Annotated in this window: 20 protein-coding genes; 16 read left to right on the top strand and 4 right to left on the bottom strand. The window is 63.0% G+C overall.

Annotation, left to right across the window (positions count from 1 at the left end):
- Window positions 1–79: 79 nt before the first annotated feature.
- The 7 genes from V1283_RS26060 to V1283_RS26030 all read left to right on the top strand — a co-directional run bounded on the left by V1283_RS26060 (window position 80) and on the right by V1283_RS26030 (window position 6501).
- Window positions 80–307: a putative signal transducing protein gene (locus V1283_RS26060; protein ID WP_212420243.1), complete on the top strand. Its 228-nt coding sequence runs from the start codon at window positions 80–82 to the stop codon at window positions 305–307.
- Complete coding sequence (locus V1283_RS26055) at window positions 300–1067, top strand: tRNA1(Val) (adenine(37)-N6)-methyltransferase (protein ID WP_334389398.1); 768 nt, start codon at window positions 300–302, stop codon at window positions 1065–1067. Before V1283_RS26060 ends, V1283_RS26055 begins: the two co-directional genes overlap by 8 nt.
- Before the next feature lie 247 nt (window positions 1068–1314).
- Complete coding sequence (locus tag V1283_RS26050; protein ID WP_334389397.1) at window positions 1315–2226, top strand: S49 family peptidase; 912 nt, start codon at window positions 1315–1317, stop codon at window positions 2224–2226.
- Window positions 2227–2346: 120 nt separating this feature from the next.
- A complete protein-coding gene (locus V1283_RS26045; RefSeq protein ID WP_334393173.1) occupies window positions 2347–2535 on the top strand; it encodes a hypothetical protein in 189 nt (62 codons plus the stop codon).
- A gap of 184 nt (window positions 2536–2719) precedes the next feature.
- Window positions 2720–3655, top strand: a complete 936-nt coding sequence (locus tag V1283_RS26040) for a glycine--tRNA ligase subunit alpha (protein WP_334389396.1) — start codon at window positions 2720–2722, stop codon at window positions 3653–3655.
- A complete protein-coding gene (gene glyS, locus V1283_RS26035) occupies window positions 3655–5895 on the top strand; it encodes a glycine--tRNA ligase subunit beta (RefSeq protein ID WP_334389395.1) in 2241 nt (746 codons plus the stop codon). The genes V1283_RS26040 and glyS overlap by 1 nt, the downstream gene beginning before the upstream one ends.
- A 3-nt stretch (window positions 5896–5898) precedes the next feature.
- The gene (locus V1283_RS26030; RefSeq protein ID WP_334389394.1) at window positions 5899–6501 is read left to right on the top strand and encodes a class I SAM-dependent methyltransferase; all 603 of its coding nucleotides are present in this window, start codon (window positions 5899–5901) and stop codon (window positions 6499–6501) included.
- Between the two features lie 106 nt (window positions 6502–6607).
- Here V1283_RS26030 and V1283_RS26025 read toward each other — a convergent pair whose 3' ends face one another.
- Entirely contained in the window at window positions 6608–6970 is a 363-nt protein-coding gene (locus V1283_RS26025) for a DUF1236 domain-containing protein (RefSeq protein ID WP_334389393.1), read from the bottom strand.
- 231 nt (window positions 6971–7201) lie between these two features.
- On the opposite strand from V1283_RS26025, the gene V1283_RS26020 reads away from it, so the two are divergent.
- From V1283_RS26020 to V1283_RS25980, 9 genes are all read left to right on the top strand, one after another.
- Window positions 7202–7357, top strand: coding sequence for a DUF3096 domain-containing protein (locus V1283_RS26020; protein ID WP_171708346.1), 156 nt, complete (start codon window positions 7202–7204; stop codon window positions 7355–7357).
- A 216-nt stretch (window positions 7358–7573) separates the two neighbouring features.
- Window positions 7574–10447, top strand: a complete 2874-nt coding sequence (gene ppdK, locus V1283_RS26015) for a pyruvate, phosphate dikinase (protein WP_334389391.1) — start codon at window positions 7574–7576, stop codon at window positions 10445–10447.
- Window positions 10448–10920: 473 nt separating this feature from the next.
- On the top strand, window positions 10921–12369 hold the full coding sequence (locus V1283_RS26010) for a cell wall hydrolase (protein WP_334389389.1): 1449 nt from the start codon (window positions 10921–10923) through the stop codon (window positions 12367–12369).
- 308 nt (window positions 12370–12677) lie between these two features.
- Window positions 12678–13934 (top strand): MFS transporter, encoded by a 1257-nt coding sequence (locus V1283_RS26005; protein WP_334389388.1) that lies wholly within the window; start codon window positions 12678–12680, stop codon window positions 13932–13934.
- Between the two features lie 43 nt (window positions 13935–13977).
- Window positions 13978–14964, top strand: coding sequence for an acrylyl-CoA reductase (NADPH) (gene acuI, locus V1283_RS26000; RefSeq protein ID WP_334389387.1), 987 nt, complete (start codon window positions 13978–13980; stop codon window positions 14962–14964).
- Between the two features lie 107 nt (window positions 14965–15071).
- Window positions 15072–15680: a hypothetical protein gene (locus V1283_RS25995; protein WP_334389385.1), complete on the top strand. Its 609-nt coding sequence runs from the start codon at window positions 15072–15074 to the stop codon at window positions 15678–15680.
- Window positions 15681–15910: 230 nt separating this feature from the next.
- The gene (locus tag V1283_RS25990; RefSeq protein ID WP_334389383.1) at window positions 15911–16144 is read left to right on the top strand and encodes a DUF6894 family protein; all 234 of its coding nucleotides are present in this window, start codon (window positions 15911–15913) and stop codon (window positions 16142–16144) included.
- A 169-nt stretch (window positions 16145–16313) separates the two neighbouring features.
- Entirely contained in the window at window positions 16314–17999 is a 1686-nt protein-coding gene (locus V1283_RS25985) for a methyl-accepting chemotaxis protein (protein WP_334389382.1), read from the top strand.
- Window positions 18000–18390: 391 nt separating this feature from the next.
- Window positions 18391–20361 (top strand): methyl-accepting chemotaxis protein, encoded by a 1971-nt coding sequence (locus V1283_RS25980; protein ID WP_334389381.1) that lies wholly within the window; start codon window positions 18391–18393, stop codon window positions 20359–20361.
- A 19-nt stretch (window positions 20362–20380) separates the two neighbouring features.
- Here V1283_RS25980 and V1283_RS25975 read toward each other — a convergent pair whose 3' ends face one another.
- Genes V1283_RS25975 through V1283_RS25965 form a run of 3 tightly spaced genes read right to left on the bottom strand, consistent with a single transcriptional unit; the run spans window position 20381 to window position 24734 of the window.
- Window positions 20381–21355: a zinc-dependent alcohol dehydrogenase family protein gene (locus V1283_RS25975; RefSeq protein WP_334389380.1), complete on the bottom strand. Its 975-nt coding sequence runs from the start codon at window positions 21353–21355 to the stop codon at window positions 20381–20383.
- A 49-nt stretch (window positions 21356–21404) separates the two neighbouring features.
- Window positions 21405–21980: a TetR/AcrR family transcriptional regulator gene (locus V1283_RS25970; RefSeq protein ID WP_334389379.1), complete on the bottom strand. Its 576-nt coding sequence runs from the start codon at window positions 21978–21980 to the stop codon at window positions 21405–21407.
- Between the two features lie 45 nt (window positions 21981–22025).
- A complete protein-coding gene (locus V1283_RS25965; protein WP_334389377.1) occupies window positions 22026–24734 on the bottom strand; it encodes a DUF2339 domain-containing protein in 2709 nt (902 codons plus the stop codon).
- Window positions 24735–24798 lie beyond the last annotated feature (64 nt).

Genomic DNA, 24798 nt, shown 5'->3' with positions numbered 1-24798 from the left:
CCGGGTAAGGCGGCAAGGGTAGGTAACGGTTGACAGGCCCGGTGCCGTTGCCGCACCCCGGTGAAAAGGAGAGTATCGCTTGCGGGAATTGGTCAGGACCAACGATATCGTGCTGGTTTCCGCAGTTGGCGCGCTGCTCGACGGCGCCAATATCCATCATCTGGTGCTGGACCAGAACATGAGCGTCATCGAGGGATCGCTCGGTATCCTGCCGCGCCGCATTCTGGTTCACGAAGACGACAATCGCGCGGCCCGCCAGTTGCTGGCCGAGGCGGGCCTGGCCCACGAATTGCGCCCCGATGACTGACCCCGTCCTCGAACTCACCGAGGATGCGTTTCTCGGCGGCCAATTGCGTCTGAAGCAACTGAAATCGGGACATCGCGCCGGTCACGATGCGGTGTTGCTGGCGGCGGCGACCGCGGCCCGTTCGGGTGACCGCGTGGCTGATCTTGGGGCCGGCGCAGGCGTCGCGGGCCTGGCGGTTGCCAGGCGCGTGGCCGGCATCGCTCTGGTCCTGGTCGAGATCGATGCGGCGCTGGCGGGCCTTGCGCGCGCCAATGCGGATGCGAATGCGATTGCCGCTGACGTGATCGTGCTCGATGTGGAGGCCGATGCCGCAGCTTTTGCCGCGGCCGGATTGGCTCCCGACAGTGTCGATGCGGTGCTGATGAATCCGCCCTTCAACGATCCCGCGCGACATCGCGTCTCGCCGGACACGGCGCGCGGCATCGCGCATATGGCGACCGCAACGACGCTCTGGAAATGGGTTCACGCGGCGCGGCGCATTCTCAAATCGAGGGGCGCGCTGACGCTGATCTGGCGCGCCGATGGGATCGCCGAGGTGTTTTCCGCGCTCGATCACGGTTTCGGGAGCTTGCAGGTCCTCGCCGTTCACGGCGACGCGCGGGGGCCGGCCAATCGCATCCTGGTTCGCGCCACCAAGGGTGGGCGGGCGCCGACGCAAATCCATCCCGCCCTGATGCTCAATGATGAGTCAGGCGTGCCCAATAAAAGGGTGCAGGAGATTTTGGCCGGGAAGGGGAGCTTGCCGCTCGCGAACCCGTAAAGGTGGCTTTTTCGAACAGGACGCTATTGCGGAAGCGTCTCTGACTGTTGTTTCGGCGCCGATGTAAAGTGGATCGCGGCCAGAAGGCTGCCAATGAGCATGATCAGCAGGTAGATTTTCATGTCAGTCTCCGCTGCGCCATTGCAGCTTTGGCATCTGCAATGCAAAAGGCATTCCGGCCAAAAAGGCGTCTGCGCCTTTCCAATGACAGTGGTGCGATAAAAAATGGTTAATTCGAGGTAACGGCATGAGTGAACAATTAAGTGATCGCGCGGGATTGCCGAACCTCTTTGACAGGGTGAAGCAACTCATTCCGGCAAAATTCCGGCGCGACGTCCCTGTCGTTCCGGTGGTGCGCCTGTCGGGAGTCATCGGTGCGGTGACGCCGTTGCGGCCGGGCCTGACGCTGGCGGGCATCGCCAAGACGCTCGAGCGTGCTTTCGCCACCAAACACGCCAAGGCGGTGGCGCTGGTGATCAACTCGCCCGGCGGCTCGCCGGTGCAATCGCGGCAGATCTACTTGCGGATCAAGCAGCTTGCCGCGGAAAAGAAACTGCCGGTGCTGGTGTTCGTCGAGGACGTCGCGGCCTCCGGCGGCTACATGATCGCCTGCGCCGGCGACGAGATTTTTTGCGATCCGTCCTCGATCCTCGGCTCGATCGGCGTGGTCGGCGGCGGTTTCGGTTTTCAGGATTTGATCAAGAGAATTGGCGTCGAGCGGCGGCTTTATACGGCAGGCGAGCACAAGGCGATGCTGGATCCGTTCCTGCCCGAAGATCCCGATGACGTGGCGCGCCTGAAAGCGCTTCAGCGTGACATCCACGCCATCTTCATCGCGCTGGTCAAAGGCGCCCGCGGTGCGCGGCTCAAGGGAACCGAGGACGTCCTGTTCACCGGCGAGTACTGGGCCGGCGAGAAGTCCGTGTCGCTGGGCCTCGCGGACAAGATCGGCGATATCAGGTCGACGCTGCGCGAGCGTTATGGCGAGAAGGTGCTGACGCCGGTCATCGCGCCCGCCAGCGGGATGCTGTCCGGGCTGTTGGGCCGGAGGTCGCCGGGCGCGGGTTCGCTGGCGGCCCTCGATGGTATCGGAGGACTGCCGGATGATCTGATTTCCGCCCTGGAGACAAGGGCAATCTGGGCCAAATTCGGGTTCTAGAAATCAATTGGAGGTCATCGAGCCGCGCCATTTAGTCCCAAAAGCGGAATTGCGGTGCAGGCCGGCTTGGGCGACAATGCACCTATTGGGGGCTGACACGTGAACGACAAGGATCGACCGATGCCGCCGCTGATCGCATTCGCGGGTGCCCTGGGAGGGCTCGCCGTGGTCCGCTGGGCCTACAAGACTGCCGTCCGCATCAACAGGGAACTGGAAGAGGCGCGCCAGGCACGCGTCGCCGAGGCCCGGACGGCCGATATTCCGACGCTCCGTCGCGACCCCGTCACCGGAGCTTATCGCCCGGGCTAGCTGCTGTCATTCCGGGGCGATGCGAAGCATCGAACCCGGAATCTCGAGATTCCGGGTTCGCCCTAATGCGCGCCCCGGAATGACTGGAGGCGGTGCCATACCACCGGCACCGCCTTGATTCCCTGCCGCCGCGTCGATACGGTCCCGCGCTCTTAAACCCCCCTTCGCGAGACCGATTCTGCCGATGGACGCACTCCCTGCCCATATGCGCCCGGAACGTTCGTTCCAGGGCTTCATCCTCGCCCTGCAACGATTCTGGGCGGAGCAGGGCTGCGTGATCCTGCAGCCCTACGACATGGAAATGGGCGCCGGCACCTTCCATCCCGCGACGACGCTGCGTGCGCTCGGACCGAAGCGCTGGAACGCGGCCTATGTGCAGCCCTCGCGGCGGCCCAAGGACGGCCGCTACGGCGAAAATCCCAACCGGATGCAGCACTATTACCAGTTTCAGGTGATCATGAAGCCGTCGCCGCCGAACCTTCAGGACCTGTACCTGAAGTCACTGGCCGCCATCGGCATCGACTCGAGCCTGCACGACATCCGCTTCGTCGAGGACGACTGGGAGAGCCCGACGCTCGGCGCATGGGGGCTGGGCTGGGAGTGCTGGTGCGACGGCATGGAAGTCAGCCAGTTCACCTATTTCCAGCAGGTCGCGGGCGTCGAATGCGCGCCCGTTGCCGGCGAGCTCACCTATGGGCTCGAGCGGCTGGCGATGTATGTGCAGGGCGTCGACCGCGTCTACGACCTCAACTTCAACGGCCGTGACGGTGCCGACAAAGTCACCTATGGCGACGTGTTCCTGCAGGCCGAGCAGGAATATTCGCGGCACAATTTCGAATATGCCGACACCACGATGCTGTTCGAGCAGTTCAGGATGGCCGAGGACGCCTGCCGAAAATATCTCGCGGCTGGCTGGAATGAGGGTAGCAACCAGAAGGAACATCTGATGGCGCTGCCGGCCTATGACCAGTGCATCAAGGCGAGCCACGTCTTCAACCTGCTGGATGCCCGCGGCGTGATCTCGGTGACCGAGCGGCAGAGCTACATCATGCGCGTGCGCGAACTGGCAAAAGCCTGCGGCGAAGCCTGGGTTCACACCGAAGCGGGCAGGGCGGTCTGATGCCTGATCTTTTGCTGGAGCTGTTTTCCGAGGAAATCCCCGCGCGCATGCAGGCGAAGGCGGCGGATGATCTGCGCCGCATGGTCACCGACAAGCTCGTCGCCGAGGGCCTGGTCTACGAAGGCGCAAAAGCGTTCGCGACGCCGCGGCGGCTGGCGCTGACCGTGCATGGCATCCCGGCGCGGCAGCCTGATCTGAAAACCGAACGCCGTGGACCGAAAATCGGCGCGCCCGATGCAGCCGTGCAGGGTTTTTTGAAAGCGACCGGCCTCAAATCGCTCGATGAAGCCAAGATTCAGAGCGACCCGAAGGGCGATTTCTACATCGCGTTGATCGAAAAGCCCGGCAGCGCCGCGATCGACGTGCTCGCGGAGATTCTGCCCGTCATCATCAGAACCTTCCCCTGGCCAAAATCGATGCGCTGGGGCGAACGTTCGGCCAAATCAGGCTCGCTCTCCTGGGTACGGCCGCTGCATTCGATCATCGCGACCTTCGGGCCGGAGACCGAAGAGCCCGACGTGGTGAAGTTTTCCGTCGACGGCATCGAGACCGGGCAGACCACATTCGGCCACCGCTTCATGGCGCCGGCTGCAATCTCCGTACGCCGCTTCGAGGATTACGAAGCCAAGCTGAAGGCGGCCAAGGTCGTGCTCGACCCGCAGGCGCGCAAGGACATCATCCTCGCCGACGCCAAGCAATTGGCGTTTGCGCAAGGCTTTGAGCTGGTCGAGGACCAGGTGCTGCTGGACGAGGTCGCCGGCCTCGTGGAGTGGCCGGTTACGTTGATGGGATCGTTCGACAAGGAATTCCTGTCGATCCCGGACGAGGTGATCCGCGCCACCATCAGAAACAATCAGAAATGCTTTGTGGTGCGCGACCCCAAGAGCGGGAAGCTCGCCAACAAGTTCATCCTGACAGCCAACATCGAAGCCACTGACGGCGGCAAGACCATCATCGGCGGCAACGAGCGCGTGATCCGCGCGCGGCTAAGCGACGCAAAGTTCTTCTATGAGACGGACCTGAAGACGAAACTCGAAGACAGGTTGCCCAAATTCGAACAGATCATCTTTCACGAGAGAATTGGTACGCAGGCTTCGAGAGTTGTTAGCAACACAGCATCTGCTGGGTATTTGGCAACGATTGTCGGCGCCGATGTCCAACAGTCCGAGCGTGCAGCTAGACTTGCGAAAGCCGATCTTCTTACCGAAGTAGTGGGCGAGTTTCCCGAAGTCCAAGGTTTGATGGGCCGCTACTACGCGGAGCATCAGGGGGAGGACGAAGCGGTCGCTTTAGCTATTGAGGATCACTACAAGCCACAGGGACCCACCGATACTATTCCCGCAGCTCCAGTGTCGATTGCTGTCGCCCTGGCAGATAAGCTGAACATGCTGGTAGGTTTTTGGGTCAGTGGCGAAAAGCCAACTGGATCAAGGGATCCCTATGGTCTTCGCAGGGCAGCATTGGGAATAATTCGGACCGTTATCGAGTCCGATGTCAGGCTTCCACTGAGTCAAGTAATCCCGAACATTGTGCGCCGCGTTGTTGAATTCACAACGCGGATAGTTCCAGCAGGCAATGCTGTCGAAGTTTCAGCTATGCTGGCAGGCCAGGTGCTGAAATTGCATCACAAAGCAGTCTCGGAGAGACCTATACCGGACGCGTTCGTGAAATCTCTTCGGGACGAATTTGAATCTCAATTCTCTGCAGATGTTGCCACCGACCTGCTTTCCTTCTTCGCCGACCGCCTGAAGGTCCAGCTTCGCGAGCAGGGCGCGCGTCACGACCTCGTTGATGCCGTGTTCTCGCTCGGCGGCCAGGACGATCTGCTCTTGGTCGTCCGCCGGGTCGAGGCACTCGGAAAGTTCCTTGACACCGACGACGGCAAGAACCTGCTTGCAGGGACCAAGCGCGCGAGTAACATCCTTGCGATCGAGGAGAAAAAGGACAAGCGCACGTTCGACGGCGCGCCGGATGCCGGGCTATACAAGCTGCCTGAGGAAAAGGCGCTCGCCGGCGCGATTGATCAGGTCAAGAGCGAGGCCGGTGCTGCGGTGCAGAGGGAAGATTTCGCCACCGCGATGAGTGCGATGGCAAAGTTGCGTCCGGCGGTCGATGCGTTCTTTGACAAGGTCAAGGTCAATGACGATGAACCCAAGGTGCGCGAGAACCGACTAAAGCTCCTGAACGAGATCCGCGCGGCGACCCGCGCGGTTGCGGATTTTTCGAAGATCGAAGGCTAGATCATGGATCGTCAGACGCTCGCCGCTTACGAACTGGATGCGGCGGCGTTCGCGAAGGATTGGCTCGGTCAGCCGTCGCCGGTCGACCTGCAGGAAGTCGTCGAGCGGTTTTTCGTGCGCGGCGGCACTTCGGCCGATATCGGCTGCGGCTGCGGCCGCGAGGTCGCCTGGCTCCACGCGAACGGGTTTTCAGTAGTCGGCTTCGACCCCTCGGAAGGCCTGCTCAACGAGGCGCGCCGACGCTATCCCTCGTTCAAATTCACGCAGGCCGAATTGCCCGATCTGCGCGGCGTCGGCACGTTCGACAACGTCCTGTGCGAAACCGTCATCATGCATCTCGACCGCAAGCAGATTGCGGCGTCGGTTCGCCGTCTGCTCGATATCGTCAAGCCCAGCGGCATTCTCTATCTGAGCTGGCGCGTCACCGAGGGCGCCGACCAGCGCGACGCGCAGGGACGGCTGTATGCGGCGTTCGATCCGGCGATCGTGTTGGCGGAATTGAAGACGACGACGGTGTTGCTCGATGAAGAGGCGGTCAGCGCTTCATCGGGGAAGAAGATTCACCGGCTCGTCGTGAAGAAGCCGGGACTGGAAATTCGGGAATAAACAAAACCCCGCCCGGGGGGGACACTCCGGGCGGGGCTTTTGTCCGGTCGTATCTCGCGCACATCCGCTTGCGCGGCGCCCGGACCAACCGTTCAGGCTACTGAGGTCAATCGACCACCTGAACGATGCGACGCGTACGCGGTTCGACCAGCACCGTCTGGCCGTTCACCACCGTGTAGCGATAGGGCGTCATGCCGAACGTTTGCGGCACGTCGTAATAGGTGACGCCGGTTTCCGGCAGCACCCCGCCGACGATCACGCGCTCGGGAATCGTATAGTTCGGGACGCGTTCACGCACGATGTATTCGCGGAAGGCCGGACGCTGGTCGGCAACGATGCCTTCGTGTTCACCGATGACAACCGTGCTGCCGCCGGCGGTTCCGGTGGTGATCGTGGTCTGCGCCTGTGCCGCGATCGGGGCAGCCATCGCGCCTGCGATCGCCGCAACGGCAAATAGTTTGTTCCGCATGGTCAACTCCTTCGCGAGAAGAGCGCCAGCTTGCGCCAGCGCATACGATGCGGGCCAATTCATCGCGTGCGGCATTGTTCCTGAAATCCGCGGCCTCATACGAGGCATTTCTGGGGAATTGTTGCGGAGCCTGGAACCCGTTGAAGTCGTGAGCGTCTTGCTATTCCGAAACCGCGCCAGCGGTTAAGTTGCGGCCCTCGATTCGATTCCCCTCATCAGCCGGAGATTTCAATGACCATCACCGCTGCGCACGTTCCCGCGATCGTCGCCCTTGTCGCGGGGATTTTTATCCTGATCATGCCGCGACTACTCAATTACATCGTGGCTATCTATCTGATCTTCGTAGGTCTGGTCGGTCTCGGCGTGCTCAAGATGTTTCGGTTCTAGAGCTTCGGTTCTGATTGAATCAGGACCGGAACTCCAGATTCCTGTTTTGACGCGTTTTCTTCACGCGAACCGGTATCCACCCCCGGATCAAGTCCGAGGGCATGCTTCGTTCGAAAACGTTATACCGCAGGAAAGCAGGGTTTCGCGGCTTGCGCGGAACCCCTCAAAATGGTGTAAGGCGCGCAATCTTCTCATCTTTTCAGATAGTTGGAATCCATGGCCAAAGCCGTCGCGAAGTCCAAGAAGGCTGCAGTGAAATCTGTAGCGAAATCAAAGCCATCGGCCCAACCCAAGGCCGCCGCCGCGGCCCCTTCCGCCCGCAAGGCGCTGAAGAAGACCCCGGCCAAGCCGGTCGCCAAGGCAGCGGCCAAGAAGGCTGTGGTCCGCAAGCCGGCCGCTGAGGCGGTAAAATCCGGCAAGTGGGTCTATACCTTCGGGGACGGCAAGGCAGAGGGCAAAGCGGGCCTGCGCGACCTGCTTGGCGGCAAGGGCGCCAACCTCGCCGAAATGGCCAATCTCGGCCTGCCGGTGCCTCCCGGCTTCACCATTCCGACCTCGGTCTGCACCTATTTCTACGCGCACGACAAATCCTACCCCGCCGCACTGAAGGCGCAGGTCGAGAAGGCGCTCGATCACGTTGGCAAGCTGACCGGCAAGGCATTCGGCGATTCGAAGAATCCGCTGCTGGTGTCGGTCCGCTCCGGCGGCCGCGCCTCGATGCCGGGCATGATGGACACCGTGCTCAATCTCGGCCTCAACGACAAGACGGTCGAAGCGCTCGCGGAGCTCTCCGGAGATCGCCGCTTCGCCTATGACAGCTATCGCCGCTTCATCACGATGTATTCGGACGTGGTGCTCGGCTTCGAGCATCATCACTTCGAGGACATCCTCGACACCTTCAAGGACGGCCAAGGCTACACGCTCGACACCGACCTCACCGGCGACGACTGGGTCGAACTGGTCGGCAAGTACAAGGAAGCCGTGGCGCGCGAGACCGGCAAGGATTTCCCGCAGGACCCGCACGAGCAATTGAGGGGCGCGATCGGCGCGGTGTTCTCATCCTGGATGAACGCGCGCGCGGTGACCTACCGCCGCCTGCACGACATTCCGGAATCCTGGGGCACCGCGGTCAACGTGCAGGCCATGGTGTTCGGGAACATGGGCGAGACGTCCGCGACCGGTGTTGCGTTCACGCGCAATCCCTCGACCGGCGAGAGCAAGCTCTACGGCGAGTTCCTGATCAACGCGCAGGGTGAGGACGTGGTGGCGGGCATCCGCACGCCGCAGGACATCACCGAGGAAGCGCGTCAGGAATCCGGCTCCGACAAGGCGTCGATGGAAAGCGCGATGCCGGAGGCGTTCAAGGAACTGACGCGGTTCTACACGCTGCTCGAAAAACACTACCGCGACATGCAGGACATGGAGTTCACGGTCGAGCAGGGCAAGCTGTGGATGCTGCAGACCCGCGGCGGCAAGCGCACGGCGAAAGCTGCGCTGCGCATCGCGGTCGAACTCGCTAATGAAGGCCTGATCTCGAAAAAGGACGCGGTGATGCGGATCGATCCGGCGTCGCTGGATCAATTGCTGCATCCGACCATCGATCCCGCCGCCAAGCGCGACGTGATCGCGACCGGCCTGCCGGCCTCGCCCGGCGCCGCATCGGGCGAGATCGTGTTCTCGTCCGACGAAGCCGCAAAACTTCAGGCCGACGGCCGCAACGTCATTCTGGTGCGGATCGAGACCAGCCCGGAAGACATTCACGGCATGCACGCCGCCGAAGGCATTTTGACTACCCGTGGCGGCATGACCTCGCACGCCGCCGTGGTCGCGCGCGGCATGGGCAAGCCTTGCGTCTCCGGCTGCGGCGCCATCCGCGTCGACTACGGCCGCGGCACGATGAGCATCGGCTCGCGCACCTTCAAGACCGGCGACGTCATCACCATCGACGGTTCGCTTGGCCAGGTGCTGGCCGGCCGGATGCCGATGATCGAGCCGAAACTGTCGGGCGAATTCGGCACGCTGATGGGCTGGGCCGATCAGGTTCGCAAGCTGGGCGTTCGCGTCAACGCCGACACGCCGGAAGATGCACGCACCGCGATAAAATTCGGCGGTGAGGGCATCGGGCTGTGCCGCACCGAGCACATGTTCTTCGAGGAAACCCGCATCCGCACCGTGCGCGAGATGATCCTTTCCGAGGACGAGCAGTCGCGCCGTGCCGCGTTGTCGAAGTTGCTGCCGATGCAGCGCGCCGATTTCGTCGAACTGTTCGAGATCATGAAGGGCCTGCCGGTCACGATCCGCCTGCTCGATCCGCCGCTGCACGAGTTTTTGCCGCACACCCAGGCCGAGATCGAGGAAGTCGCGCGCGCGATGAACACCGATCCGCGCCGGCTCGCCGATCGCGCCCGCGATCTTGCCGAGTTCAACCCGATGCTCGGCTTCCGCGGCTGCCGCCTCGCCATTGCCTATCCTGAAATCGCCGAGATGCAGGCGCGCGCGATCTTCGAAGCGGCGGTCGAAGCCGAAAAGCGCACCGGCAAGGCCGTCGGCCTCGAGGTGATGGTGCCGCTGATCGCGACCAAGGCCGAGTTCGACCTGGTCAAAGCGCGCATCGACGCCACCGCGCAGTCGGTGATGAAGGAGACCGGCAAGAAACTCGCCTATCAGGTCGGCACCATGATCGAGTTGCCGCGCGCGTGCCTGATGGCCGGCGACGTGGCGCAGACCGCGGAGTTCTTCTCGTTCGGCACCAACGACCTGACCCAGACCACCTACGGCATCAGCCGCGACGACGCTGCGAGCTTCCTCGGCACCTACGTGAGCAAGGGAATCCTGGAAATCGATCCGTTCATCTCGGTCGATCGCGACGGCGTTGGCGAGCTGGTGAAGATCGGCGTCACCCGCGGCCGCAAGGTCCGGCCGAATCTGAAGGTCGGCATTTGCGGCGAGCATGGCGGCGATCCTGCATCGGTGGCGTTCTGCCACGAGATCGGGCTCGACTACGTGTCGTGCTCGCCCTATCGCGTGCCGATCGCCCGCCTTGCCGCCGCGCAAGCCGCGCTCGGCAAGACGGTTGCGAGCCAGGCGTAGTTTAAGCGCTGACTATCAGCGGATACGACGGCATGCCCGGGCCAGTCCCGGGCATTTCGCGTTTTGCGCAGGCGCGAGAGCCGTCATTGCGAGCGCAGCGAAGCAATCCATCTATCCGCTATGCCCTGCGATGGATTGCTTCGCTGCGCTCGCAATGACGTGGATGGTTCGTGCGCAAGCATCTGACGACATTCACCCGCCAAACGTCACTCACTCCGCGCAATAACCGGTTCCCGTGTTCACACGACGCACAATTTCTTCATCATTTTCGTTGACGGGATATTTACCACTTTCATCGCGTAGCCGTTTACCAATACTTCTCATGCGTTCCGCAAAAATCGCACGATGTCTTGCGTGTAGCACGCAGGCCACGCCGGTTAACTCCCCGGCAACCTAAATTCGATACCAACAAAAAAGGTCGAATTGCACGGATGTACTGACGTTCGATCGTGTAAGCGTTGCGTGAGCGTACAATGTTTGTGTTGCGTAGCCAGCCGAAGGGCGCGCGGTTCGCGTCCTTCGGCCTCGGTCTCTGCGTCTTCGCATTGATGCCGACCGAGATCGGATATCAGGATATTGCTTCGCTGCTGGCACGCCAGCCCGGCGTCGCCGAGCGCTGGCAGAAGCGGGTGTTCTCCTCCGCCGGCACCATCCAGGTCGCTACGTTCTCTTTCGGCAGTCCGATCGGAACCTCCTCGCCGCAGACCGCGACCTACCGGCTGGCCAGCCTCGACAATCAAGGCATCGACATCACGGGTTCAGTGACGCGCAATCCGCTCGTCGCGCCGCCGCCGCGTTATCACGCCGCCGATTTCCCCAAGGTCGATCGCACGCTGAAGGGCGACCGCCTCGTCGTAACGCTGCCTGCGGAAACCCCAGCCCCCACTGAGCGTGCGCCGGCGACCGAGGATCCCGCGACATCGAATTCGTCGGTCAAGGGCGCCAAGACCGCCGAGACGGCGCCGTCCGTCGAGCGCGCGCCGCTCGATCCGGAACTGCAGGCCGCGCTGAGCGCGCCGCCGCTGGCGCAATACGACATGTCGCTGTCGCTCGAAACCAGACCTCAGGACGATCTCAAGATTGTTCCGGAAACGCGCGAGGCCACGCGCGCTCCTGCGTCACCGCGCGATGGTTTCTCCTTCAAGACCGCGAGCCTGTTCTTTGGTTCGTCGCTCGGCTCACCGGAGAGCATCGAGCGCTGGCGGCCCGGAGAAGAGCCCGTCATCGTGATGCCGGGCGCTATTCCCGATCCCGACATGAAGGTGATGGCCTCGCTGCCGGTCGATGCCGATGGTCCGGTGCGGGCCGGCGAGATGGGCGAGAGCGTTGCGCCGAAGGGCGAGGTCAATTCCGACAACCAGCACGCCAAGACGCCCGCCGAACGTCTCGGCCTGTTCGACGAAAAGTCGCGCGCCAAGTCGGAAAAGTGTCTTGCCGAGGCGGTCTATTTCGAAGCCCGCGGCGAGGCGGTGCGGGGCCAGATCGCGGTGGCGCAGGTCGTGCTGAATCGCGCCTTCTCCGGCAAATATCCGGAAACCGTGTGCGGCGTGGTTTACCAGAACAAGCACCGCCATCTGGCCTGCCAGTTCACCTTCGCCTGCGACAACAACAAGGACGTCATTCGCGAACCCGACATGTGGGAGCGCGCGCGCAAGATTGCGAAAGCGATGCTCGACGGCCAGCTCTGGTTGCCGGAAGTCGACAAGTCGACGCACTACCATGCCTATTGGGTGCGCCCGTCCTGGGTCAATGAAATGAAGAAGATGTACAAGACCGGCGTGCACACCTTCTACCGGCCGCGCGCCTGGGGTAACGGCAGCGACGCGCCGAGCTGGGGAAGCCCGGCCGAAACCGCGGCGATCTCCGCCAGGCTCGCCGAAGCCGCGCAAAGCTCGGCCGAGCAGGCGAGCGCGAAGCGATAGCGCTATCCGTCGTCCCTGCGAACGCAGGGACCCATAACCACCGGCGGTGGATCTCGAAACGAAATCGAACGACGGGCACCTCCTCAAATTGCGCGACCGCGGCGTATGGGTCCCCGCGTTCGCGGGGACGACATCCGGGTGCCGGCGCTAGCCCAACAAATTGCTCTCATTGCCCTCGCTAATTTTGCAGGGCTGCCTTGCAGCGGAAAATTTTTCTCCGGCGACCCCTTGGGATTTTCATGCAAATGCATTAACTGCGCGTAATGTTTCGTCCGGTAGTTCCGGGCGGCATACAGGCGGGGAGACATATGTCAACAACGACCGGCGACCTTCGTCCATCATCCGGCCTTGGCACGTGGCGCACACCGCTGGTGATCATCATCTGCGGATGCGCGATCGCGCTGTTGAGTTTTGGGCCGCGCTCAAGCCTCGGCTTTTTCGTCCAGCCGATGGGCCGCGAGTTCGCCTGGGGCCGCGACGTGTTCGGCCTCGCGCTGGCGCTGCAGAATCTGTTGTGGGGACTGGGCCAGCCGATCGCAGGCGCCATTGCGGACCGGTTCGGCATCCTGCGTGTGATGATTGTCGGTGCGTTGCTCTACGCGGGCGGCCTGCTGCTGATGCGCTATTCCACGACGCCGCTATCGCTCGATCTCGGCGCCGGCGTCCTGATCGGCTTCGGTCTTTCGGGCTGTTCGTTCAATCTGGTGCTGTCGGCGTTCAGCAAGCTGCTGCCGGTGGAGAAACGTGGTCTTGCGCTCGGCGCCGGTACCGCGGCCGGCTCGTTCGGGCAGTTCCTGTTCGCCCCATTCGGCGTGGCGATGATCGACAATTTCGGCTGGCAGGCGGCGCTGACGGTGTTTGCCTTGCTGATGCTCTTGATCGTGCCGCTGTCGCTTGCGATCGCGACGCCGCCTTCGACCACGTCAGCGTCTGACGTTCCAGCCGCCGACCAGCAAACGTTCAAGACCGCGCTGGCGGAGGCGTTCGGCCATCGCTCCTATGTATTGCTGGTGCTCGGCTTCTTCACCTGCGGCTTCCAGCTTGCCTTCATCACCGTGCATCTGCCGGCCTATCTCGCCGATCGCGGCGTCTCCGCGCAGACCGGCGGCTGGGTTGTTGCGGCCATCGGGCTGTTCAACATCATTGGCTCGCTCAGCGTCGGCTGGCTGCAGAACAAATATCCCAAGCGTTATATCCTCTCGATCATCTACCTTGCCCGCGCGCTGTCGATCATGGCGTTCATCTCGTTTCCGATCACCACCTTCTCGGCGATCGTGTTCGGCGCCGCTACCGGCCTGACCTGGCTCTCCACGGTGCCGCCGACCTCGGCGCTGGTGGCGCTGATGTTCGGCACCCGCTGGTTTGCCACGCTGTACGGCTTTGCCTTCGTCAGCCATCAGGTCGGCGGCTTCCTCGGGGTCTGGCTCGGCGGCGTGGTGTTCGAGCAGTTCGGCTCCTACACGCCGATCTGGTGGCTCTCGATCTTCTTCGGCGTGCTGTCGGCGCTGATCAACCTGCCGATCGTCGAGCAGCCGGTCGCGCGCCCGGTTGCGCAACCTGCCTGATGCGGTAAACACTCCGGACAGAGAAAAGTCCGGGGAGTTCGCCATGGGAACGTTCAAGGCCGTCAGGATCGACAAGGCGGAGAAGGGCACCACCGTCGCATTGACGCAGTTCGACGAAGCCGAGCTGATGGAAGGCGACGTCACGGTTGCGGTCGAGTGGTCGACGCTGAACTACAAGGATGGCCTGGCCGTCACCGGCAAGGCGCCTGTGGTGCGGCGCTTCCCGATGATTGCCGGCATCGATTTCGCCGGCACCGTCGAACAATCCTCGCATCCGGCGTGGAAGGCGGGCGACAAGGTCGTCTGCAACGGCTGGGGCATGGGGGAAACCCATCTCGGTGCCTATGCCGAAAAGGCGCGCGTCAAGGGCGACTGGCTGGTGCGGCTGCCGGAAAACATCTCGACCCGCGAAGCGATGGCGATCGGCACCGCCGGCTACACCGCGATGCTGTCGGTGCTGGCGCTGGAGAAGCAAGGCCTGACGCCTGCGAGTGGCCCTGTCGTGGTGACCGGCGCCGCCGGCGGCGTCGGTTCAGTCGCCACCGCCGTGCTCTCCAAGCTCGGCTATCACGTCATCGCATCCACCGGACGCATGTCGGAGGCCGACTACCTCAAGGGACTCGGCGCCGCCGAGGTGATTGACCGTGCCGAGCTCGCAGGGCCCGCCAAGCCGCTGGCAAAGGAGCGCTGGGCGGGTGGCGTCGACAGCGTCGGCTCGACCACACTCGCCAACCTGCTGTCGATGACGAAATATGGCGGGGCTATCGCGGCATGCGGCCTCGCGGCCGGCATGGATTTACCGTCCTCGGTCGCGCCGTTTATTTTGCGGGGGGTGTGCCTTCTGGGCATCGATTCCGTGATGTGCCCGTTGCCCCAGCGCAAGCTTGCCTGGAACCGACTTGCAAGCGATTTGGATAAGGGTAAACTGTCTGAAATTACTCAGGAAATTAACCTTGACCAGGTGGTCAGAACCGGTGCGCAAATCCTCGCTGGCCAGGTCCGCGGTCGAATCGTGGTAAAAATTCTCTAACGGCGTTCAGACTTTACCAACCAACCTGCTCCAATGTTGCCACGGTTGGTATGGTAAGCACGGGGTAAAGGCGGGCGCCCGCGCTATTGTTAAGTTGGAGTAGCAGCATGCTTGCGCGTTTGGTTTTGGGGGCCGTCACGGCCGGTGCGATGATCGTTCCTGCGCTGGCCGGGATGATGAATGCCGACGAGGCGCGCAGGTTTGTGAACGGCAAGGTGTTCGCCTTCACCTGCTTTGACGGCACCCGCGGCGCTGGTCGTATCATGGACGATCTCGGCGCGGCCGGTTCGGTCCAATTCAGCGGCTCTGGCCCGATCCGCCATGTGCGCCTGCCCGGCAATACGCTGCAGATTCGTGGCCAGGCCGTTTGCGCTTCCATCAAGGGTCTTCCGTTCGAGCCCTGCTTCAATCTCGACAAGCGCGACGATCGCTCGTTCCGTGGCTCGGTCTCGGGCATGGGCTTCGCCTATTGCGATTTCCGCCATCAGGGCGCCTCGCAGATGCTGATGGCGCGCTCCGTGGCCCGGCCGCGTTCGCTGCATCGCCGGGAGGAGCCTTCGCGCGACGCACGGGCCGAAGTAACGGGGCGGGTCGAGACGCCGGCGGTGGAGAACACCAAGCTTGAGCCGGTGAAATCCGAGCCGAAGGTGGAGCAGGTCAGGTCCGAACCGGCCAAGGCCGAAAGCGCCCCGGAGCTGCGCCGCTCGACCGATTGATCGCGGAAAACCGCGTCCGGGACCGCAACAACCCACTTTTGGATTGAATGGGCGTGCAGCCGGTCAGAGTGCCGGTGACCGGCCGGTGAACCGGCGGCCATGCCGCCCGTCGGCGAGGCGCGAAGCCGTAGTCATACGGGCTGGCGCATTCATGTCCTGGTAGCGAATCATATTCCAACTTGGTGACCGGCGACGAAGGCCGGGAGGCGGCCCAACACATGAGATCAATCATGCCGCTGTATTTTTTCCGGATCAGTCACGGCCGCTACGCAGGCGCGTCCGATCAGGGGTCCGAATTCGAAAGCCGCGAGGCCGCCTGGACCGAGATGACCAAGGTCTGCGGCAACCTGCTCGGCAGTCTTTCGCGTGGCCTGAAACAGAACGCGGAATGGCAGATGGAGCTTCTGGACGAGGCCAAGAAGCCGGTTTTCCGGATTCGTCTTGTCGCCGAATCCGTTGGTTAGCGCTCAATCCGGCATACGCCCCCGCACCACGTAATTTTACGGACTCCAAGTTAACCATCGCTTGGAACCTGAAGCGTACGATTGCCGAATATTCCCGGCGTATCGAAGGCTTGATGGCGGTTCCTCATGATTCAGCGGCGCCTGTCTCCAACGCTTGAGAGAGCCAGCCATGCCCGCACTTTCCATCCGCGCCAAGGTCATCGCCGTAATTGCATTCATGCTGATCGCGATGTCCGGATTGGGCCTGCTGGCGATCCGCAGTATGCAGGCGATCAATGCCCATACGGTGGAAATCGCATCGAGCTGGCTTCCGAGCGTCCGGGTGCTCGGTGAACTGCGCGCGGACATCAATCTGTTCCGCATTGCGCTCCGGGCCCATGTCATGGCGGAAACGCTGGAGGCGAAGGCCGCCAACGACAAGCGACTGGCCGGCATCCTCGAAAGGATCGCGAAGGATCGCAAGGCTTACGAGCCGATGATTACCTCTCCCGAAGAGCGCTCGATCTACGAGAACTGGGCGCGCGCCTGGGACAAGTACATGACCGGCGTCCAGGACGTCATCGAACTGTCGCGCCAGAGCATCGGCCGAATTCCCCATGAGGCCAGCGAGGCGATCTCCAAGAAGGTTGCAGTGATCGCTGCCGAATCCGATGCGTTTCTTGAGAAGGACATCAATCTCAACAACGCGGGCGCCGATACCGCGACCCAGCAGGCTGCGGAAGGTTACAATTTCGCATTCTGGATCGTCCTGGGCGTTGTCGCCGCCGTCATCATCTGCGATGTCGGCGTCGGAATGTATCTGGTCCGCGACCTGTCGAGCGGAATTGCATCCATCGTGAAGCCGATGCAGGCGCTGGGAAGCGGGGACCTGTCCGCCGAAGTGAGGCGCCGCGGAGAGAAGACCGAAATCGGCGTCATGGCGGACGCCTTGCAGGTGTTCAAGGATGCGCTGATTGCCAAGAAGGCTGCCGATCAAGCCGCCGCTCACGATGCCGAAGCCAAGATCGAGCGTGGCCGCCGTGTCGACAGCATCACGCGGGACTTCGAAGCCATGATCGGCGAGATCGTCGAAACCGTGTCGTCGGCCTCTACCGAACTCGAAGCTTCCGCAGGCACGCTGACCGCGACAGCGGAGCGCGCGCAGGAACTCGCCACCACCGTCTCGGCAGCCTCGGAAGAGGCTTCCACCAACGTGCAGTCGGTCGCATCTGCGACGGAGGAAATGGCATCCTCGGTCAACGAGATCAGCCGGCAGGTTCAGGAATCGGCGCGGATGGCCGGCGACGCCGTGGATCAGGCCTCGAGGACCAACGATCGGGTCGGCGAATTGTCGAAAGCCGCCGCCCGCATCGGCGACGTGATCGAACTCATCAACAACATCGCGGGCCAGACCAACCTGCTTGCGCTCAACGCCACCATCGAGGCGGCACGCGCAGGTGAAGCCGGCCGTGGCTTCGCGGTCGTTGCGTCCGAAGTGAAGGCGCTGGCGGAACAGACCGCCAAGGCCACCGGCGAGATCGGGCAGCAGATCACCGGTATCCAGGCTGCGACCCAGGATTCGGTCGGCGCCATCCAGGAAATCTCGGGCACCATCGGAAAGCTCTCCGAAATTTCCTCCGCGATCGCGGCCGCCGTGGAAGAGCAGGGCGCGGCGACGCAGGAAATCTCCCGCAACGTGCAGCAGGCGGCGCAGGGAACGCAGATGGTCTCCGCCAACATCACCGACGTGCGCGGCGCGACCGAGACGGAGACTGCCTCGTCACACGTTCTCTCCGCGGCGCGGTTGCTGTCGGGCGACAGCAACCGTCTCAAGGTCGAGGTCGCCAAATTCCTCGAGTCGGTACGCGCCGCCTAGAGGCCCTTGTTCGCATTTCGCGTTTTGCCGGAATCTCCCGGCAGGACAAGACTCCAACGGCCCTTGAACTGGCCAGCCGCCGCTTGCTCCGCCCATTTGAGCATCACCCTGTCGCAATCCGCGCCAGGGATTTCTCTCATCCCTGCGCCGCTTTAGCATTCCTGGGCCCGCATCCATGTGTGCATTTGCGCCATAAGTGCAGATTTAGCGAAGGTTTTACGAGTTCTCAGTAATCCTACGGACTTCGCGTTAAGACTAATCACGAACATCAGACTGTATTGATTGTGCTTGCTAGTTAGGCATTTCCACGGTCGCAACGGCGCAGACCCAAGGCATGGGCGTGTTGCGTTAGCCCGGATCGCACCGATACTTAAGACATCAGGAAACCCTTATGAGTGGCTTTTCCGTTCGTCTCACCCACAAGGTCATGGCAATCGGCATTGTCGGACTGATCGGGCTCCTCGCATTCGGTGCGATCTATCAGGCTGGAAGCTGGTCGCAGGACGCTTCGCGTACGGTTGCGAAAAGCGCGCGGGAGATCTCCGACCTCAGCAAGCAGCTTTCGATCGAAATGCTCGAGGCCCGGCGCAACGAAAAGAATTTTCAGCAGCGCCGTAATGAGAGCTACGCAAAATCGCACGCCGAGCTCGTGGTCAAGATCGATCGCGATTTCGGCCGACTGGAAGACCTGACCCGGGCCGCCGACCTCGGCGCGTTGACGGAGAAAGTCAGGCTCGCGCATGACGGCTTCAGGAAATACGCCGCCGATTTCGCAAGTTTGGTAGGCGCGGAGATCAAGCTGGGCCTCAACGAAACGTTGGGCCTGTCCGGTGCGTTGCGCGGCGCGGTCCATGATATCGAGAGCAAGCTTAAGGAGATCGACGATCCGCGTCTGACCAGCTGGATGCTGATGATGCGCCGGAACGAAAAAGACTTCATGCTGCGCCGCGACCAGAAATATGTCGCGGAGATCAAGAAATCCGCCGCTGAATTCTCAAAAGCGCTTTCCGCGGTGGCGATTGCTTCGCCGGTCATGGCCGAGATAACCGCGAAATTGGCGACGTACCAGAAAGAGTTCGCGGCGTGGGCCGAGACGGCCCAGCAAACCGCGGCCTACGACGACGGCATGATGAAGACGTTTCGGGGCTTCGAACCCTTGATGGTCGAGATTGGTCAGGGCGTCGAACGGCGCTACAAGGAGGCCGAAGCGGCCGAGGCGTCGACGCGCGATGCTGTGAGAACATGGATGCTGATTGCGTTCGCGCTGTCCGTGGTCGTCGTATGCGGCCTGTCGCTTTTGATCGGCCAATCGATCTCCAAGGCATTGGCCTCGATGGTATCCGCCATGACACGGCTCGCCGGCGGCGATGTCAGGATGGCGATCCCGGGCCTCGGCCGGCGCGACGAGATCGGCGAAATGGCCGGCGCAGTCGAAGTGTTCAAGAACAATATGGTTGAAGCCGAGCGGTTGCGCGCAGCGCAGCGCGACGCCGAAGCGCGGCAGGCGGAACAGCGCAAGGCGGACATGCGCGAGCTTGCCAATGCGTTCGAAGGTGCGGTCGGCGAGATCGTCGAGACAGTGTCTTCCGCTTCGACCGAACTTGAAGCCTCTGCCAATACGCTGACGAAGGCGGCTGAACGATCTCAGAGTCTGGCGAGTACCGTCGCCGCCGCTTCCGAAGAGGCCTCCACCAATGTGCAGTCGGTATCCTCAGCCAGCGAGGAGCTGACCTCATCCGTCAACGAAATCAGCCGTCAGGTTCAAGAATCGTCGCGCGTTGCCAGTGAAGCTGTGGACCAGGCGCAGAAGACCAATAGCCGCGTCAGTGAGCTGTCGAAGGCGGCAAGCCGCATCGGCGATGTGGTCGAGCTGATCAATACCATTGCCGGCCAGACCAATTTGCTAGCCTTGAACGCCACGATCGAGGCCGCACGCGCCGGCGAGGCTGGCCGCGGCTTTGCAGTGGTAGCATCCGAGGTGAAGGCGCTTGCCGAACAGACGGCAAAGGCGACCGGCGAGATCAGTCAGCAGATATCGGGCATCCAGGCCGCGACCCAGGATTCGGTAGCGGCGATCAAGGAGATCGGCGACACCATCGGCCGCATGTCGGAGATTTCGTCGACCATTGCCGCCGCTGTGGAAGAGCAGGGCGCGGCAACGCAGGAGATCTCACGGAATATCCAGCATGCCGCAACTGGCACGCAGCAGGTCTCCTCCAACATCACGGACGTGCAGCACGGCGCGACCGAGACCGGATCGGCCTCGGCTCAGGTCCATTCGGCGGCGAAATCGCTGTCGAGCGAAAGCAACCGGCTCAAGCTCGAGGTCAGCAAATTCCTCAACTCGGTCAGGGTAGCCTGATCGCTCGCGGCCGCCCGACTCAACCGGGCGTGAAAAGCACCTTGCCGCGATTTTTTGAGGCCACGGCCACGGCTTCGGCGATTTGCCCGAAGCTGAACGTGCCGGCAACCGGTGAGCTAATCGCGCCCGATGTGACGAGCGGCGTCAAGCGATCGTACATCGCGGTGATCTTGTCTGATGTGGCGGCGTCGAACCAATTGGCCAGCCAGAATCCGCGGATCGATACGTCGCGGAATATCAGGGGTTGCGCGGGGCCGACGAACGGTTTGCCACTCATCGCACTGTAGAACACCAGAACACCTTTTGCCGCCAGACAACCCAGCAGGTTCATCGTCGAGGTATCGGCAACGCCATCGACGGCGAGCGCAATGGGTGCGCCGCCAGTTTCAGTTGCAACCCGCTTGGCGAGATCCGGTCCATCGACCAGCACGACGTCGCCGCCGATCGCCTTGATCTCGGCGACTACATCCTCGCGCCGGACCACATTGACGGTCTTCAGGCCAAGCGATTTCGCGATCGCGATCAGCGCCCGACCGACGCCTGAGTTGGCGCTGTTGTGGATGACCCAGGCACCTGATGGCAGCGCGACGTATTCGGTCAGCAGCAGATAGGCCGTCGCGGGATTGATGCCAAGCATCGCAAGTTGATGGATGTCGCCGCCGGCAAGCGGCCGCAGCCGGCTCCCGTCCGCCTTGATCCGTTCCGCCCATGCAGCGGACGGATAGGGTACGAGCGTCCGGTCGCCTTCCTTCAGATGCGTGACACCGTCACCGACCGCGACGACACGGCCGACGCCTTCCGCTCCCACGATGCTGGGAAGCTTCGGCCGGTACCCGTACCGACCGGAGATCATCAGGAGATCGCTCATGTTAATGGGTGAGGCTTCCAGCGCGATCACCACCTCACCCTCACCAGGCGCTCCGACATCGGGAACGTCGACCAACTTCATCACCTCGGCCGGATTGCCGAACGCCTCGATCTGGATCGCTTTCATGACCATTCTCCATGTTCTGTACTACAAAGTACATAATGGAGATGTGCTGTCAAGCAAGCAGTTTCAAGGCCTGATCAAGCGTGGCACGAACGCGCGTCGCATCGGGCGCATCTTTGGCCAGCACCATCAGCCCGGTATAGATCGCCATGATCGTATGCGCGGTGGCGTCCGGATCGAAGCCGTCGGCGAATTGCGCGCGATCGGCGCGCAGCCGGTCTTGCAGCAGTTCCTCCAGCTTCCGGTTGAAGCTTTCGATCCGCTTGCGGACTTCCTTTTGCTCGGCCGCGCCGTCGGCCGATGTATTGATCGAAAGGCATCCGCGCTTGCCTTTGACGCCCGAACAGAGCGGGACAAAGCCGGTCAGCCAGCGGTGGACCGCGTCGCGGGCCGACGGGCCGTCGTTGATGATGCGTTCGGCATGGGCGACGATGCGCGCATGATAGCGCTCCAGAACCTTGAGGAATAACGCGTTCTTGTCGCCGAAGGCGGCATAGAGGCTCGGCTTGGCGAGCCCGGTGGCCGCGGTGATGTCGTCGAGCGATGTGCCCTGGAATCCTTTTTGCCAGAACACATCGCGCGCGAGGTCCAGCGCCTCGTCGGGATCGAAACTGCGCGGTCTTGCCATCTGCCCTATGTACGCGACGCCAGAGAAATCGCAAACCGCACCGGCTTAGCCTGGTTCAGGCGCCGCGACCTGCGCCGCGGCCTGCCTGCGGAACAGGATCCGCTGGTACAGCCAGCCGATCGCCACCAGCACCAGGCCGAGGCACATGAAGGACAGCGCGCGGTAGACACCCGTGAGCGTCGACATGTCGATCAGGAAGGCTTTCAGGATCGTCAGTGCGATGACGATCGCTGACACCAGCCGCGCGCGCTGCGAGTTGAAGAGAATGCCGATCCCGAGCAGCACGACACCGAACGCCAGATACGCGATCGAGTAGGTGTATTGCTCGGCGCCGGTGGTCGGGCCGTGGGCCATGATTGGGCCGTGATAGATTCTGCGAATTTCAAAGGTCACGTAAGCGAGCGCGAGAATGAGCGCGCCTGCCGCGATCGTGTTGGCGTAGGCGACGGGACGGCGGCCCGCCACCGCATAGGACAACAGCAGCGCGAGCACCGCGGGCAGGGCGTAGCCGAGCAGCAACAGGTTGATAATGGTGCCTCCGACATCGATCGACCAGAGAACCGGGTTTTCCAGCCCCATCAGCCCGAACAGCGCCGCCAGTCCGGCAAACGCCGTGAGCAGGATAGCGCCCGCATTGTGAATGACGCTGCGAGTGCGGATGCGCAACCGCTCCAGCCCGATCGCCATTGCGAGTGCGACGCAGATCTGCAGCGCAACTTCGGTGAGGTCGGCGCCTCCGCGATAAACGTCCCCATTGTTGACGGCGTGACGGATTTCCATGAACGCCAGCAGCACCGTGAACAGGATGGCTGCCGCCTCCACGGTTCGCAGCGGCGCATCATCGCCGCCACGGCGCAGCAAGATGCTGCCGGCCCAGAACGATGCCGCCGGAATGCCGTAGCCCCACAATAGCGAGTTGAAGATCGGCGTCGTGCCGACGGCCTGGCCGACAATGCGCGGATCGTCAGCGATCCGCAGCACCACGATCGCAGCCAGGAACGCGGCCAGCGCGCGCAAGAACGGAATCGGCCGCTGCGTCGAAATCCAGGCGGTACCTGCCGACATCAACGCCAACGCAATCGTGAGCCAGCCTTTTTCCAGCGCGAAGGTCAGCGCCAGCGCCAGTGCTGCGAGCGAGCCGGTCGCAAACAGCGCGATCGAGGCCTGCAGTCCCGGCCGGTCCTCGCGCTTGGCGAGGATCTCGGTCGCGGCGGCATAGGCCGCGGCCAGCGCGACCGCGAGAATCGCGAACGGGATCGAACGATCGAGATGGGCGATGCGGGCGTAGAGTGCGACCAGCAGCGCCAGCGGCGTGAAGACCGCCGCGGCCGACCAGATCACCGGTATGATGGGTCCGACGGAGCGGCCCTGCGCCAGGAAGCCCGCCACACCAAAACCTGCGGCGAAGATCGCGGCCGAAATCAGATGCAGCGACACCGACCCGTCCGTGGCGTTAGGTCCGATACCCGGCAGCGGGCCGCCGGGCAGCACCAGCATTTCTGAATTGGCGCGAACGGCCCATTCGGCGAATACGACAAACACCAACGCAGCCGCAGCCCCGACCGCGCCGGCGGCGGCATCGCTGCGCCAGGCGACCAGGAGACTGCCGGCCACCAGCAGGCCGAACACGATCATCGCGGTGTCGGCATGAAAACCGTTCAGCACGATCAAGGTCGCGCCGAGCAGATAGGCCGCGAGCGAACCCGACGAGATCGGCTCGACCTGGCCTTCGTCCGCGGGCGGCCCGAACACGAAGCCGCACACCACCAGCAACGCGGCGAGAATGAATCCGGCGAGCACGTGGAACGCATGCGGGCCGATCATCGACGGACCGCATTGCAGGCAGGGGAAGGTCCACAACAGCACGAACGCGATCGTGGTGACCGCGAGCCAGCGCCACAGCCTGACTCGCGCCAGGCCGAAAGCGGCGGCGGTGACGATCGCGAGATAGACGTAGAGCGCCCAGAAGTCCGGCTTGCCTGATGAGACCAGGACCGGCGTGACAAAGGCGCCGACGACGCCGAGACCGGCGAGCGCCGGCCCGTGCAGCAGCGCCGCGGCCAGCGTGCCCAGCGCCACCAGTCCGAGCAGGATGAAGGCGGTGGCGGGCACCAGGAAGCCGTACAGCGCATAGGCCGCATACACCGTGGCAAACGCGACTGCCGTTCCGGCGGCGGTCAGAATGGCCGGGATATTGGCGATCGGCGTTGCTTCTATGGCGGAGATGCTTTCCTTGCGGCGGGTCCATTCGCCGGCCAGCAGCAGGGCCAGCGCGAGCACGCCGCCCAGCATCGTGCGGACGCCGGGGCCGAGCAGGCCGGCCTCGATCGAATAGCGAACCATGAAGAACCCGCCGAGCGCCAGCGTCAGCCCGCCGATCCACACCACCCAGCGGGTGCCGATCGTTTCCTCGAAGCCACGATCGGGCTGTGGCAATGGCGGTGGCGGTGCCGCCGCGCCGCCTGCGGCCTGCTCTGATGCCTCGGATGGCGCAGCGGGCGCGACGGATTCTGCGTCGGGAACGATGGGCGGTGGCGCAGAGGTGACACCTGGCGACACCGGAGGCTGGGCATGCTCGAACCTCGTGAGCGGCGGGAGCGGTGGAGGCACGGCCGCAGCGGCTGCCGCCGGCGTCGCTTCGATCGCCTCCAGGCGCTGGCGCAGCTCCGCCACCTGGTTCATGGCCTTCCGCGCGAAGATCAGGGCGACGATCGCAATCACGAGCGCGAAGAAAACGAAGGGGTCGTCGAACATCTAGCCTCCAGGCGGGCGCGTCAAAACGTTAACCGGCCACGTCCGCAGCCTGGTTGCAATCCTG

This window comes from Bradyrhizobium sp. AZCC 2262, from assembly GCF_036924535.1.
Classification (GTDB): domain Bacteria; phylum Pseudomonadota; class Alphaproteobacteria; order Rhizobiales; family Xanthobacteraceae; genus Bradyrhizobium.
This window is presented reverse-complemented; position numbering and strand designations above follow the sequence as displayed.

Coding starts and splice junctions, on each gene's coding strand:
- V1283_RS26055 (WP_334389398.1), top strand. CDS start 300: ATGACTGACCCCGTCCTCGAACTCACCGAGGATGCGTTTCTCGGCGGC.
- V1283_RS26050 (WP_334389397.1), top strand. CDS start 1,315: ATGAGTGAACAATTAAGTGATCGCGCGGGATTGCCGAACCTCTTTGAC.
- V1283_RS26045 (WP_334393173.1), top strand. CDS start 2,347: ATGCCGCCGCTGATCGCATTCGCGGGTGCCCTGGGAGGGCTCGCCGTG.
- V1283_RS26040 (WP_334389396.1), top strand. CDS start 2,720: ATGGACGCACTCCCTGCCCATATGCGCCCGGAACGTTCGTTCCAGGGC.
- glyS (WP_334389395.1), top strand. CDS start 3,655: ATGCCTGATCTTTTGCTGGAGCTGTTTTCCGAGGAAATCCCCGCGCGC.
- V1283_RS26030 (WP_334389394.1), top strand. CDS start 5,899: ATGGATCGTCAGACGCTCGCCGCTTACGAACTGGATGCGGCGGCGTTC.
- V1283_RS26025 (WP_334389393.1), bottom strand. CDS start 6,970: ATGCGGAACAAACTATTTGCCGTTGCGGCGATCGCAGGCGCGATGGCT.
- V1283_RS26020 (WP_171708346.1), top strand. CDS start 7,202: ATGACCATCACCGCTGCGCACGTTCCCGCGATCGTCGCCCTTGTCGCG.
- ppdK (WP_334389391.1), top strand. CDS start 7,574: ATGGCCAAAGCCGTCGCGAAGTCCAAGAAGGCTGCAGTGAAATCTGTA.
- V1283_RS26010 (WP_334389389.1), top strand. CDS start 10,921: ATGTTTGTGTTGCGTAGCCAGCCGAAGGGCGCGCGGTTCGCGTCCTTC.
- V1283_RS26005 (WP_334389388.1), top strand. CDS start 12,678: ATGTCAACAACGACCGGCGACCTTCGTCCATCATCCGGCCTTGGCACG.
- acuI (WP_334389387.1), top strand. CDS start 13,978: ATGGGAACGTTCAAGGCCGTCAGGATCGACAAGGCGGAGAAGGGCACC.
- V1283_RS25995 (WP_334389385.1), top strand. CDS start 15,072: ATGCTTGCGCGTTTGGTTTTGGGGGCCGTCACGGCCGGTGCGATGATC.
- V1283_RS25990 (WP_334389383.1), top strand. CDS start 15,911: ATGCCGCTGTATTTTTTCCGGATCAGTCACGGCCGCTACGCAGGCGCG.
- V1283_RS25985 (WP_334389382.1), top strand. CDS start 16,314: ATGCCCGCACTTTCCATCCGCGCCAAGGTCATCGCCGTAATTGCATTC.
- V1283_RS25980 (WP_334389381.1), top strand. CDS start 18,391: ATGAGTGGCTTTTCCGTTCGTCTCACCCACAAGGTCATGGCAATCGGC.
- V1283_RS25975 (WP_334389380.1), bottom strand. CDS start 21,355: ATGAAAGCGATCCAGATCGAGGCGTTCGGCAATCCGGCCGAGGTGATG.
- V1283_RS25970 (WP_334389379.1), bottom strand. CDS start 21,980: ATGGCAAGACCGCGCAGTTTCGATCCCGACGAGGCGCTGGACCTCGCG.
- V1283_RS25965 (WP_334389377.1), bottom strand. CDS start 24,734: ATGTTCGACGACCCCTTCGTTTTCTTCGCGCTCGTGATTGCGATCGTC.